This window comes from Sinorhizobium prairiense, assembly GCF_029201645.2.
GTDB classification, from domain to species: domain Bacteria; phylum Pseudomonadota; class Alphaproteobacteria; order Rhizobiales; family Rhizobiaceae; genus Sinorhizobium; species Sinorhizobium meliloti_A.
Genome location: NZ_CP104131.1, coordinates 51,639 through 64,143, shown reverse-complemented (window position 1 = coordinate 64,143; position 12,505 = coordinate 51,639). Strand labels below are relative to the sequence as shown.

The window sequence follows — 12,505 nt, the reverse complement described above, 5'->3', positions numbered from 1 at the left end:
CGGCAAGCGCTACGGCCGCGTCAGCAGTTCGGCGCCAGTTGCCGCTCGACGGCCAAAGGGGGATCTTCCGGCAACCGCCAATCGATCGGATCCAGCCCCTTGGACGTCAAAAACGCATTCGCCTTGGAGAAATGCCGGCAGCCGAAGAACCCCGCATGGGCCGATAAGGGTGACGGATGCGGTGCGGTGAGCACGAGATGACGCGAACGATCGACAAAAGCGGCCTTGCATTGCGCGTAAGAGCCCCAGAGCATGAAGACGACGGGCTGCGCCTGCTCGTTGACCGCCCGGATTACGGCGTCGGTGAAGCGCTCCCAACCCTTGCCCTGATGCGAGGCCGCGCGGCCGCGTTCGACCGTCAGCACGCTGTTCAGAAGCAGCACGCCCTGGCGCGCCCAGCTTTCGAGGAAGCCGTGGCGCGCCGGCGGAATGCCGAGGTCTTCCTGCAATTCCTTGTAGATGTTGACGAGGGAGGGCGGCGTGCGCACGCCCGGACGAACGCTGAAGCAGAGCCCATGCGCCTGCCCGTCGCCATGATAGGGGTCCTGGCCGAGGATGACGACGCGTACCCTGTCGAGCGGGGTCAGATCGAGCGCACGGAAATATTCGACGCCCCTCGGAAAAATCTGCCGACCCTGCTGCTTCTCCTCCAGCAGGAACCGCTTGAGCTCGGCCATGTAACCGTGGCGGAATTCCCCGCCCAGAACGGCTTTCCAGCTTTCTTCCAGCCTGATCGTCGCGTCCATGTGGATCGTCCACCTCCTTGGGTCTCGTTCCGGAATTTAGACGCATGAGCGTCTATCGCAAGCGCTCGCGTCGTCTCCGCCCCATCGGTTCACCGATTTTGACTACAGCGCAACGGCCGCATTGTATTTCCACGAATATAGCGGTAACCAAAATACCGGAGCGCTATATCTTGGAAAATATCACGAACCGGGAGACTTGGGTGTGACAACGAGAAGAGATTGGCTCAAGGGCGTGTCACTGGTGCTCGGCGTGGTTCTGGCGGGAACGACCTTTGCACCGGCTCAGGCGGCGGAGAAGGTCACCGTGTTCGCCGCGGCGAGTCTCAAGAATGCGCTCGATGCGATCAACGGCGAATGGCTCAAACAGACCGGCAAGGAAGCCACCGTTTCCTATGCGGCGAGTTCGGCGCTGGCGAAACAGATCGAACAGGGCGCGCCCGCCGATGTGTTCATCTCGGCCGACCTCGCCTGGATGGATTACCTCGCAGACAAGAAGCTGATCAAGGCCGGCACGCGCTCCAACCTGCTCGGCAATCGTATCGTCCTCGTCTCCGGCAAGTCGGATGCCCGGGCTGTCGAGATCGAGCCGGGTCTCGACCTTGCCGGTCTTCTCGGCGACGGACGATTGGCCATGGGAGCCGTGGAATCCGTCCCCGCCGGCAAGTATGGCAAGGCCGCGCTGGAAAAGCTCGGGCTGTGGCCGAACGTTGCCGGAAAGGTCGCCGGCGCCGAAAGCGTGCGCGCCGCCCTCCTCCTCGTGTCACGTGGCGAGGCGCCCTACGGCATCGTCTACCGAACCGACGCTGCAGCGGACGCCAATGTGAAAGTGGTCGGCACCTTCCCCGAGGACAGCCACCCCCCAATTGTCTACCCGATCGCGATCACCGCGGACAGCAGGAACGCCGATGCCGCCGCCTACCTCGAATTCGTCCGCTCGCCGAAGGCGGCGGCGCTTTTCCAGGCCGAGGGCTTCACCGTTCTGGAATAGAACTTGCCGAATGATTGCACGACACGGCGCGTCAGGAACGGGAGTACGAGCTTGGACTGGATGGCATTGAGCGACGCGGAGTGGACGGCCGTCCGCCTGAGCCTGCGGGTCGCCACCGTTGCGATGCTTGCGAGCTTGCCGCCGGCGCTCCTTGTCTCGATGATACTTGCGCGCGGCCGCTTCTGGGGCAAGTCGCTCCTGAACGGCCTCGTCCATATGCCGCTGATCCTGCCGCCGGTCGTCACGGGCTTCGCTCTGCTGCTCCTTTTCGGCCGGCGCGGCCCGATCGGTGCATTTCTCGCTGAGAATTTCGGGCTGGTCTTTTCGTTTCGCTGGACGGGAGCGGCACTCGCCTGCGCGGTGATGGGCTTTCCATTGATGGTCCGCAGCATCCGGCTGTCTATCGAAGCAGTCGACCGCAAGCTCGAAGAAGCGGCGGGAACCCTTGGCGCTAGCCCCGCCTGGATCTTCCTGACGGTCACATTGCCCCTGATCCTTCCCGGCATTCTCGCCGGCATGGTCCTCTCCTTTGCCAAGGCCATGGGCGAGTTCGGCGCGACCATCACCTTCGTTTCCAATATCCCCGGCGAGACCCAGACGCTTTCCGCCGCGATCTATACCTTCACACAGGTGCCGGGCGGCGACGCCGGCGCGATGCGCCTTGCTGCAATCTCCGTCGTTATTTCGATGGCGGCCCTGATGCTTTCGGAAGCCATGGCTTCAGCCGCGGCGCGGCGGACGGTGGCGGCATGAGGCTCGAGGTCGAAGCGCGCCTTCGTCTCGGCTCCTTCGCGATCGACGCCGCCTTCGGCTCGGAGGGCGGCGTGACCGCCCTTTTCGGCCGCTCCGGCTCCGGCAAGACCTCGCTCGTCAACATCATCGCCGGCCTCCTCCGGCCCGATCAGGGCCGCGTCGTGCTCGACGGCGACACGATCGCCGACAGCGAGCGCCGGCTTTTCACCCCCGTCCACCGCCGCCGCTTTGCCTATGTGTTCCAGGAAGCCCGCCTCTTTCCGCATTTGAGCGTCCGCAGAAATCTCGCCTATGGCCGCTGGTTCGCAGGCGCGGCCCGATCAGGGCCCGAATTCGGCAGGATCGTCGAAATGCTCGGCATCGGACATCTGCTCGATCGGATGCCCTCGACGCTCTCGGGCGGTGAGCGGCAGCGCGTCGCCATCGGCCGGGCGCTGCTCGCTTCCCCCCGCCTGCTCCTGATGGACGAGCCGCTCGCCGCGCTCGACGACGCCAGAAAGGCCGATATCCTGCCCTATCTGGAGCGGCTGCGCGACGAGACGCGGATTCCGATCGTCTATGTCAGTCATTCGGTGGCTGAAGTGGCGCGGCTGGCGGAGCGCGTCGTCGTTATGGAAAACGGCCGGGTCAAGGCCTTCGGCAGAACGGCGGCCGTTCTGAACGAGCCGTTTCCGACATCCGCCGCCGACCGGCGGCAAGCGGGCGCGTTGATCGAGGGCATCGTCGACAGTCATGACGAAGGCCACGAACTGACCGTGGTGCGCGCTGGAGACTGCCTGATTCGCGTGCCGCATCTCGTCGCCGAGGTCGGGCAAAACCTACGCCTCTACATTGCCGCGCGCGACGTCATGCTGGCGACCCGTCGGCCGGAAGGCATCAGCGCCCTGAACGTGCTTCCGGGAACGATCGTCGGCGTCTCGTCGCCGCGGCAAGGAAGCGTCGACATGCGCGTAGATTGCGGCGGCAACGTAATTGCCGCGCGCGTGACGACCGTCTCCCGCGATGCGCTCGCGCTTTGCCCGGGAAAGCAGGTGCACGCCATCATCAAGACCGTCGCCCTCGATTATTAGAGAAGCAAGTGGTTAGAGCGGCTTTCCGGTTGGCTCCTCTTGCGGAGCACCGTTGCAGTCTCGCATGGCGTCGAGCCAATCGAGATCGTCCGCGATCGCGGCCTGCGCCTTGGCCTCCATCGCCCGGAAGCGCTCGATCAGCATCTCGCCAAAAGCGGTGACCACGGCGCCGCCGCCCTGCTTGCCGCCACGCTGCGAGTCCACCGCCGGCTCCTTGAACATGCGGTTCAAGGCGTCGACCAGCAGCCAGGCACGGCGGTAAGACATATCCATGGCCCGCCCGGCAGCGGAAATGGAGCCGGTCGCGCGGATGTGTTCCAAAAGCATGATCTTGCCGCGCCCGAGACGGCTGTTCGGGGGCAAGTCGATGCGGAGGATCGGGCGGGGGTCGGCTTCGGTATCGTGCATGGAGCGAACATAAAGCCTGGCGCAGGAGACGGGAAGGCGCGGCCGCTCAAAGACGTTGCGGGAGCTTCGGGCACGGGAACTGTGCATCGCCGCCCGAAACCGGCCAAGCAGGCTTGATCGAAGCCGACATTGGATGCAGCGATAGACATAGCTGAACAAACCCAAGAGATGATCATGCCCGGCCCCGCTCTCGACCCCGTTGAAACCGATGCTTCACTGCCCGGTAGTGCCGACGTCGTCATCATCGGCGGCGGTATCATCGGAGTGAGCACGGCGCTCTTTCTCGCCGAGCGCGGCGTGAAAGTCGTCCTGTGCGAAAAGGGCGGTCTCGGCGGCGAGCAATCGAGCCGCAACTGGGGCTGGGTGCGCGTCATGGGCCGCGATCGGCGCGAGATTCCGCTGGCAATGGAGGCGCTGAAAATCTGGGACACCCTCGATGCGCGCGTCGGCGGCGAGACCGGATTTCGCCGGAGCGGCATTCTTTATATTTCCGAAACGGAGCAGGACGTCGCCAACCGCGATGCCTGGCTCGCGCTTGCGAAACCCCATGGCGTCGACAGCCGCCAGCTCACCGCCGACGAAACCCGGGAGCGCATGGCCGGGGCGGCGATCCGCTACAAAGGCGCGCTCTATACGCCGAGCGACGGCCGAGCGGAGCCGCAGAAGGCCGTGCCCGCAATCGCGGCCGGAGCACGCCGAGCCGGCGCACATATCGTTACCGGCTGTGCGGTGCGGGGGGTTGAGAAGAGTGCGGGTCGGGTAAGCGCCGTCGTCACCGAAAAGGGCCGCATCGAAACCTCGACGGTGGTGCTTGCGGGCGGCGCCTGGTCGCGGCTCTTCTGCAAGGGCCTCGGCATTCGGCTGCCGCAGCTAAAGGTGCGCAACACCGTGCTCAGGACCGCTCCGGTCGAGGGCGGCCCGGCCGGCGCAGGCGCAACGGCGACTTACGCCTATCGCAAACGCCTCGACGGCGGCTACACGATCGCCACCGCGGGTGCCAATCTGCATCCGCTCGTGCCGGACACCTTGGCATTCTTCCGCGATTTTCGCGCGGCGAGAAGGGCCGAGGGCGAGGCCGTGCAGGCAGGCTTGAGCGCCCAGAGCTGGCGCGAGCTTTTCGAAATCGCATCCGTGCCCCTCGATCGGCCCGGCGCCTTCGAGCGCCACCGCATCCTCGATCCCCGACCCGATCCGAAATCCGTGCTCAAGGCATTCGAGGAAGCAAGAAAGGCTCTTCCGAAGCTGCGTACCGTCGAGCCGGTGCAGATCTGGGCCGGCCTGATCGATGTCACGCCGGACGTCGTCCCGGTCATTTCGCACGCGAAAGAGGTGCCGGGCCTCGTCATCGCCACCGGCTTCTCCGGTCACGGCTTCGGCATCGGCCCCGGGGCCGGACATCTCGTCGCCGATCTCGTCACCGGAGATCCGCCCATCGTCGACCCCTCCGAGTTCCGCCTTTCGCGCTTTTCCGACGGCAGCCCGATAGAGATCGCGCCACCGGTCTGAAGGCCGGGTCGCCCGCCCGCCTCACGAAAGAAAATTGCCCGCCGCCGGCGCCGGCACCGGCCCGGCGTTCGGTGCCGCATGCGTGCCGGCACGAATCTGTCTTTCTTCGCGCAGCAGCCGGGCGCGGCGGCGAAAGCGCTTCATCTGGCCCCTGACTCGTGGCAGTCTGTGCCCATATCCTGTCGGGAGAGCGGGATGCCGTAGCGGTATGGCAGGCGGGGCGGAGGACACCCCAGGCGCCAGCCGGGAACCGCCGGGCGGCGGCGCCGTTCTTCCGGGAATGGAGTTGCGCGACGCGCAATCCGGAAGGGAGGCCGGAATCCGCATGGATGAATTCAGCCGATTGAGCCTGCATGTCCCCGAACCGGCCGTCCGGCCGGGCGATCTGCCCGATTTCTCCAACGTGAAGATACCGAAGGCGGGCTCGGTGCCGCGGCCGGAAGTCGATGTGGACCCGGAGGAGATCCGCGACCTCGCCTATTCGATCATCCGGGTTCTCAACCGCGAGGGCGAGGCAGTCGGCCCCTGGGCGGGTTTTCTTTCCGACGAAGAGCTGCTGAGGGGTCTCAGGCACATGATGCTGCTGCGCGCCTTCGACGCGCGCATGCTGATGGCGCAGCGCCAGGGCAAGACATCCTTCTATATGCAGCATCTCGGCGAGGAGGCGGTGAGCTGCGCCTTCCGCAAGGCGCTTCGCAAGGGCGACATGAATTTTCCGACCTACCGCCAGGCGGGGCTCCTGATTGCCGACGACTACCCGATGGTCGAGATGATGAACCAGATCTTCTCGAACGAACTCGATCCCTGCCATGGTCGGCAGCTGCCCGTCATGTACACCTCCAAGGAGCACGGCTTCTTCACGATATCGGGCAACCTCGCCACTCAATATGTCCAGGCCGTCGGTTGGGCCATGGCATCCGCCATCAAGAACGATACGCGGATCGCCGCCGGCTGGATCGGCGACGGCTCGACCGCCGAGTCGGATTTTCACTCCGCGCTGGTCTTCGCCTCCACCTACAAGGCGCCGGTCATTCTCAACATCGTCAACAACCAGTGGGCGATCTCCACTTTCCAAGGCATCGCCCGAGGCGGTTCCGGCACCTTCGCCGCAAGGGGTCTGGGCTTCGGCATTCCGGCGCTCAGGGTGGACGGCAACGACTACCTGGCCGTCTATGCGGTGGCGCGCTGGGCGGCCGAGCGGGCGCGGCTCAATCTCGGTCCGACGCTGATCGAATACGTGACCTACCGCGTCGGCGCCCATTCGACTTCCGACGATCCGAGCGCCTATCGCCCGAAAACCGAATCGGAAGCCTGGCCGCTCGGCGACCCGGTCCTGCGCCTGAAGAAACACCTGATCCTACGCGGCGCCTGGTCGGAGGAGCGGCATGCGCAGGCGGAGGCCGAAATCATGGACGAAGTGATCCAGGCGCAGAAGGAAGCGGAACGCCACGGAACGCTGCATGCCGGCGGCAGGCCGTCGGTGCGGGATATCTTCGAAGGCGTCTATGCAGAGATGCCGCCGCATATCCGCCGTCAACGGCAGAAGGCGGGGTACTGACATGGCCAGAATGACGATGATCGAAGCGGTGCGCAGCGCCATGGACGTCTCGATGGCGCGCGACGAAAATGTGGTCGTCTTCGGCGAGGATGTCGGTTATTTCGGCGGCGTTTTCCGCTGCACCCAGGGGCTTCAGGCGAAATACGGCAAGACGCGCTGCTTCGATACGCCGATCAGCGAGTCCGGTATCGTCGGCACGGCCATCGGCATGGCCGCCTACGGGCTGAAACCATGCGTCGAGATTCAGTTTGCCGACTACATGTATCCCGCTTACGACCAGCTCACGCAGGAGGCCGCGCGGATCCGCTACCGCTCGAACGGCGACTTCACCTGCCCGATCGTCGTGCGCATGCCGACGGGCGGCGGCATCTTCGGCGGCCAGACCCACAGCCAGAGCCCGGAGGCGCTCTTCACCCATGTTTGCGGGCTGAAGGTCGTCGTGCCTTCGAATCCATATGACGCCAAAGGCCTGCTCATCTCGGCGATCGAGGATCCGGATCCCGTGATGTTCCTGGAGCCGAAGCGGCTTTATAACGGCCCCTTCGACGGCCACCACGAACGCCCGGTCACGGCCTGGTCCAAGCACGAGCTCGGCGACGTTCCGGATGGCCACTATGCGATCCCGATCGGCAAGGCCGAGATACGCCGCAAGGGCTCAGGCGTGACTGTTATCGCCTATGGTACGATGGTGCACGTGGCGCTCGCGGCAGCCGAGGAGACCGGTATCGACGCGGAAGTGATCGATCTGCGCAGTCTGTTGCCGCTCGATCTCGAGACGATCGTGCAATCCGCGAAGAAGACCGGGCGGTGCGTGGTCGTGCACGAGGCGACGCTGACCTCGGGATTCGGTGCAGAGCTCGCCGCTCTCGTTCAGGAACATTGCTTCTATCACCTCGAGTCTCCGGTCGTACGGGTAACGGGTTGGGACACGCCCTATCCGCACGCGCAGGAGTGGGATTATTTCCCAGGTCCGGCACGCGTCGGGCGTGCGCTCGCCGAAGCGATGGAGGGCTGACCGGTGGGTGAATTCATCATCAAGATGCCGGATGTCGGCGAGGGTGTCGCGGAGGCCGAGCTCGTCGAGTGGCATGTGAAGCCCGGCGATCCGGTGCGCGAGGATATGGTGCTCGCCGCCGTCATGACTGACAAGGCCACGGTCGAAATCCCCTCGCCAGTCACCGGCAAGGTCCTGTGGCTCGGAGCGGAAGTCGGCGACACGGTTGCGGTGAAGGCGCCGCTGGTCAGGATCGAGACCGCCGGCGAGGCGGGCGATGCTGTCCCGGACAGCGTCCCGGAGGCGCTGGCCGAAAACGTGCTGGACGAGCCCGTCGCCGTCTCCTCCCGGCCTGCGGCCAAGGCGCCGCCGCAGCCTGAAAAACCTGCACCGAGAACCGCGCCGGCGCCGCGCGAAACGACGGATATCTCGCCAAGGCCACTCGCCTCCCCGGCGGTGCGGCTGCGCGCCAGAGAGAGCGGCATCGATCTCAGGCAGGTGGCCGGCACCGGGCCGGCCGGCCGGATCACCCATGAAGATCTCGATCTCTTCATCAGCCGCGGCGCCGGGCCGCTGCCGGCGCAGGCCGGCCTCGTCCGCAAGACCGCCGTCGAGGAGGTCAGGATGACCGGCCTCAGACGCCGGATCGCCGAAAAGATGTCGCTCTCCACCTCACGCATCCCCCACATCACTTATGTGGAAGAGGTGGACATGACGGCGCTCGAGGATCTGCGCGCGACGATGAACCGCGACCGCAAGCAGGAGCAGGCCAAGCTCACGATCCTGCCTTTCCTGATGCGCGCGCTGGTGAAGACCGTCGCCGAGCAGCCCGGCGTCAACGCCACGTTCGACGACCATGCCGGCGTCATTCACCGCCACGCTGCCGTCCATATCGGCATCGCCACCCAGACGCCCGCCGGGCTGACTGTCCCGGTGGTGCGCCATGCCGAGGCGCGCGGGATATGGGACTGCGCGGCCGAGCTCAACCGGCTGGCGGAGGCGGCCCGCACCGGAACGGCGACGCGCGACGAGCTTACCGGCTCGACCATCACCATCTCCTCGCTCGGCGCCATCGGCGGAATCGCCACGACGCCGGTCATCAACCATCCGGAGGTGGCGATCGTCGGCGTCAACAAGATCGCCGTCCGGCCCGTCTGGGACGGCGCACAATTCGTCCCGCGCAAAATCATGAATCTCTCGTCGAGCTTCGATCACCGGGTCATCGACGGCTGGGATGCCGCGATCTTCGTCCAGCGCCTGAAGACGCTGCTCGAAACTCCGGCGCTGATTTTCGTTGAAGGATAGGCATCCATGAAGGAAATCTCCTGCAAGCTCCTGGTTCTCGGCGCCGGACCCGGCGGCTATGTCGCGGCGATCCGCGCCGGCCAGCTCGGCGTCAACACGGTGATCGTCGAGAAAGCGAAGGCTGGCGGCACCTGTCTGAATGTCGGCTGCATTCCGTCGAAGGCGCTGATCCACGCGGCGGACGAATATCACAAGCTCCGCACGGCTGCCTCGGGCAAGAACCCGCTCGGCCTTTCGTTAAGTGCTCCGGCGATCGACCTCCGGCGAACGATCGCCTGGAAAGACGGCATCGTCGGACGGCTGAACGGCGGCGTCACGGGGCTCCTGAAGAAGGCGGGCGTCAAGGCGGTCATCGGCGAGGGACGCTTCGTCGACGGCAAGACGGTAGATGTGGAAACGGAAACCGGGCTTCAGCGCATTCGGGCGGAAGCGATCGTCATCGCGACCGGTTCGGCGCCGGTCGAGCTTCCCGACCTTCCCTTCGGCGGAAGCATTATTTCCTCGACTCAAGCGCTGGCGCTGACGGACGTGCCGCAGACGCTCGCAGTCATCGGCGGCGGCTATATCGGTCTCGAACTCGGAACCGCCTTTGCCAAGCTGGGCTCCAAGGTCACCGTGCTCGAAGCGCTGGACCGGATCCTGCCGCAATACGACGCCGACCTCTCAAAGCCGGTGATGAAGCGGCTCGGCGAACTCGGTGTGGAGGTCTTCACCCGCACCACGGCCAAACGGCTCTCCGCCGATCGGCGGGGCCTGCTTGCCGAGGAGAACGGCCGCGCCTTCGAGGTCCCGGCGGAGAAGGTTCTCGTCACCGTCGGCCGCCGGCCGGTGACCGACGGCTGGGGGCTTGAAGAGATCGATCTGGACCGGTCGGGCAGGTCCATCCGCATCGACGACCAATGCCGCACTTCGATGCGCGGCATCTATGCGATCGGCGATGTGGCCGGAGAGCCGATGCTTGCGCACCGGGCGATGGCACAGGGCGAAATGGTCGCGGAAATCGTCGCCGGTCATAAGCGGAGCTGGGACAAGCGCTGCATTCCGGCGGTCTGCTTCACCGACCCGGAAATCGTCTCCTCCGGCCTCTCGCCGGAAGAGGCGCGTGCTGCCGGCATCGACGTCAAGATCGGCCAATTTCCCTTCCAGGCGAACGGCCGCGCCATGACGACGCTCGCCGAGGACGGCTTCGTGCGGGTCATCGCCCGCGCCGACAATCACCTTGTCCTCGGTATCCAGGCTGTCGGCCATGGCGTTTCGGAACTGTCGGCGACTTTTGCGCTGGCGATCGAGATGGGTGCGCGGCTGGAGGACATCGCCGGCACCATCCATGCGCATCCGACGCAATCGGAAGCCTTCCAGGAGGCGGCCTTCAAGACGCTCGGGCACGCTCTGCATATGTGAGCGGCCCCGGCGTCCCAAGCCCCTCCCAATCGGTGGGAGGGCCTTGCCAGCGGAGCCCGGCGACCAGGCCTCAGCCCATCCGTTCCGACGCGTAGGAACCCGGGCTCGGCGGGAAGACGACGACGCGGTTGCCGTTGATGAAGCAGCGGTGGTGGATATGGGCGTGCACGGCGCGGGCCAGCACCTGGCTTTCCACGTCGCGGCCGATCGAGACGTAATCCTCGGCCGACTGCGCATGGGTGATGCGGGCGATATCCTGCTCGATGATCGGACCCTCATCGAGATCGGCGGTGACGTAATGCGCCGTCGCGCCGATCAGCTTCACGCCGCGCTCATAGGCCTGCTTATAGGGGTTCGCCCCCTTGAACGACGGCAGGAAGGAGTGGTGGATGTTGATGATCTTCCCCGACATCTTCTTGCAGAGCGCATCGGAAAGCACCTGCATGTAGCGGGCCAGCACGATCAGCTCGGCGCCGGTCTGCTCGACGACGTCCATCAGCTGGGCTTCGGCCTTCGGCTTGTTCTCCTTCGTCACCTTGATGCAGTGGAAGGGGATGTCGTGGTTGACGACCACCTTCTGGTAGTCGAAGTGGTTGGAGACGACCCCGACGATGTCGATCGGCAAGGCGCCGATCTTCCAGCGGTAGAGAAGATCGTTCAGGCAATGGCCGAAGCGCGACACCATGAGCAGCACCTTCATGCGCTCCTCGAAATCACGGATCTCCATCGTCATCTCGAAGCGCTTGATCACCGGTTCGAAGCCTTCGCGCAGCTCTTCGAGCTTGGCGCCTTCCTGGCTGATGAAGGTGAGACGCATGAAGAACAGGCCCGTCTGGAAATCGTCGAACTGCGAGCTGTCGCTGATATAGCAGCCCTTTTCGGCGAGATAGCCGGTGATGGCGGCGACGATGCCGCGAGTGGATTTGCAGCTGACGGTCAGCACATAGCTTTTCATCGATGAATCTCTCGTTTTGAGGTGTTCCCACGCCCTTACACGGGCAGTCGCGCAAAAACTAGCTTGGCGATCTGCGGCCCGCCGATCCATTCGCGACATCGGCTTGGCGGAACAGGCCACACCGATGTGCGAATGACGAAATCGCATCCGAAACGGGGGTCAAGGTTTGGCGCGGTCGGGATGCGCCCTGCGGAAGGCGTCGATGGCGGCGCAGCGGCGATCTATGGCAACGATCCGCGGGCACGCCGAAAGATCGACATCCCAGCGCCGCGCATTGTAGACCTGCGGCACGAGGCAGAGATCCGCCATCGTCGGACGATCGCCATGGCAGAATTCACCGGTCGCGGGGCGGTCCAGCATACGCTCGAAGGCAGCGAGACCCTCGCCGATGAATTTCTGCATCCACTCGCGCCGCGCGGCCTCGCCGTCGCTCGCGCCCGCCATCACATGAGCGACGACGCCGAGATTGCAGACGGGATGGATATCCATCGCCACGGCATAGGAAAGCGCGCGGACGCGTTGCCGGTCGACGGGATGGGACGGGAGGAAACCCGTCCCATCCCGCGTCTCCGCAAGATATTCGATGATGGCGAGCGACTGGGTGAGGCGCTCTCCGTCGATGTCGAGCACCGGCACCAGTCCCTGCGGATTCCGGGCGAGATGCTCCGGCGCGCCATGAGCCTTTGCGAGCAGGTCGACCGGGACGGAGCGATAGGCTTCGCCGATCAGGTTGAGCGCGATCCGCACCCGGTAGCTCGCCGACGAGCGCCAATAGTCATAAAGCACGGTTTCGTTCGCCACACCCGTCTCCACGCTGTCCG

General features: G+C 65.2%; 13 protein-coding genes. 8 read left to right on the top strand and 5 right to left on the bottom strand.

Translation table 11 applies throughout. From position 1 onward, the window contains the following. Window positions 1–20 precede the first annotated feature (20 nt). A complete protein-coding gene (gene ung, locus N0Q91_RS02990; RefSeq protein WP_275597295.1) occupies window positions 21–746 on the bottom strand; it encodes a uracil-DNA glycosylase in 726 nt (241 codons plus the stop codon). A 202-nt stretch (window positions 747–948) separates the two neighbouring features. Here ung and modA point away from each other — a divergent pair, with 202 nt between their 5' ends. The 3 genes from modA to modC are packed head-to-tail and all read left to right on the top strand — an operon-like array spanning window position 949 to window position 3,557. Next, a complete protein-coding gene (modA, locus tag N0Q91_RS02985; RefSeq protein WP_100673050.1) occupies window positions 949–1,734 on the top strand; it encodes a molybdate ABC transporter substrate-binding protein in 786 nt (261 codons plus the stop codon). A gap of 60 nt (window positions 1,735–1,794) precedes the next feature. Then, complete coding sequence (gene modB / locus N0Q91_RS02980; protein ID WP_018096644.1) at window positions 1,795–2,487, top strand: molybdate ABC transporter permease subunit; 693 nt, start codon at window positions 1,795–1,797, stop codon at window positions 2,485–2,487. Further along, window positions 2,484–3,557: a molybdenum ABC transporter ATP-binding protein gene (modC, locus tag N0Q91_RS02975; RefSeq protein ID WP_275597294.1), complete on the top strand. Its 1,074-nt coding sequence runs from the start codon at window positions 2,484–2,486 to the stop codon at window positions 3,555–3,557. The genes modB and modC overlap by 4 nt, the downstream gene beginning before the upstream one ends. Before the next feature lie 12 nt (window positions 3,558–3,569). On the opposite strand, the gene N0Q91_RS02970 is transcribed toward modC, so the two are convergent. Beyond that, entirely contained in the window at window positions 3,570–3,965 is a 396-nt protein-coding gene (locus tag N0Q91_RS02970; RefSeq protein ID WP_275597293.1) for a winged helix-turn-helix domain-containing protein, read from the bottom strand. A gap of 168 nt (window positions 3,966–4,133) precedes the next feature. On the opposite strand from N0Q91_RS02970, the gene N0Q91_RS02965 reads away from it, so the two are divergent. Next, window positions 4,134–5,471, top strand: coding sequence for an NAD(P)/FAD-dependent oxidoreductase (locus N0Q91_RS02965; RefSeq protein ID WP_275597292.1), 1,338 nt, complete (start codon window positions 4,134–4,136; stop codon window positions 5,469–5,471). Between the two features lie 21 nt (window positions 5,472–5,492). On the opposite strand, the gene N0Q91_RS02960 is transcribed toward N0Q91_RS02965, so the two are convergent. Next, window positions 5,493–5,615, bottom strand: coding sequence for a hypothetical protein (locus tag N0Q91_RS02960; RefSeq protein WP_275597291.1), 123 nt, complete (start codon window positions 5,613–5,615; stop codon window positions 5,493–5,495). Window positions 5,616–5,796: 181 nt separating this feature from the next. Here N0Q91_RS02960 and N0Q91_RS02955 point away from each other — a divergent pair, with 181 nt between their 5' ends. The 4 genes from N0Q91_RS02955 to lpdA are packed head-to-tail and all read left to right on the top strand — an operon-like array spanning window position 5,797 to window position 10,729. Further along, a complete protein-coding gene (locus tag N0Q91_RS02955) occupies window positions 5,797–7,029 on the top strand; it encodes a 3-methyl-2-oxobutanoate dehydrogenase (2-methylpropanoyl-transferring) subunit alpha (protein WP_026168781.1) in 1,233 nt (410 codons plus the stop codon). A 1-nt stretch (window position 7,030) separates the two neighbouring features. After that, the gene (locus N0Q91_RS02950) at window positions 7,031–8,044 is read left to right on the top strand and encodes an alpha-ketoacid dehydrogenase subunit beta (protein WP_018096638.1); all 1,014 of its coding nucleotides are present in this window, start codon (window positions 7,031–7,033) and stop codon (window positions 8,042–8,044) included. Between the two features lie 3 nt (window positions 8,045–8,047). Further along, window positions 8,048–9,328, top strand: coding sequence for a dihydrolipoamide acetyltransferase family protein (locus N0Q91_RS02945; RefSeq protein WP_275597290.1), 1,281 nt, complete (start codon window positions 8,048–8,050; stop codon window positions 9,326–9,328). A 6-nt stretch (window positions 9,329–9,334) separates the two neighbouring features. Next, window positions 9,335–10,729, top strand: a complete 1,395-nt coding sequence (lpdA, locus tag N0Q91_RS02940) for a dihydrolipoyl dehydrogenase (protein WP_275597289.1) — start codon at window positions 9,335–9,337, stop codon at window positions 10,727–10,729. Between the two features lie 70 nt (window positions 10,730–10,799). Here lpdA and purU read toward each other — a convergent pair whose 3' ends face one another. Together purU and maiA are read right to left on the bottom strand one after the other, a co-directional pair. Beyond that, the gene (gene purU, locus N0Q91_RS02935) at window positions 10,800–11,684 is read right to left on the bottom strand and encodes a formyltetrahydrofolate deformylase (RefSeq protein ID WP_275597288.1); all 885 of its coding nucleotides are present in this window, start codon (window positions 11,682–11,684) and stop codon (window positions 10,800–10,802) included. 159 nt (window positions 11,685–11,843) lie between these two features. Next, complete coding sequence (gene maiA, locus N0Q91_RS02930) at window positions 11,844–12,497, bottom strand: maleylacetoacetate isomerase (protein ID WP_275598081.1); 654 nt, start codon at window positions 12,495–12,497, stop codon at window positions 11,844–11,846. Between the last annotated feature and the right edge of the window lie 8 nt (window positions 12,498–12,505).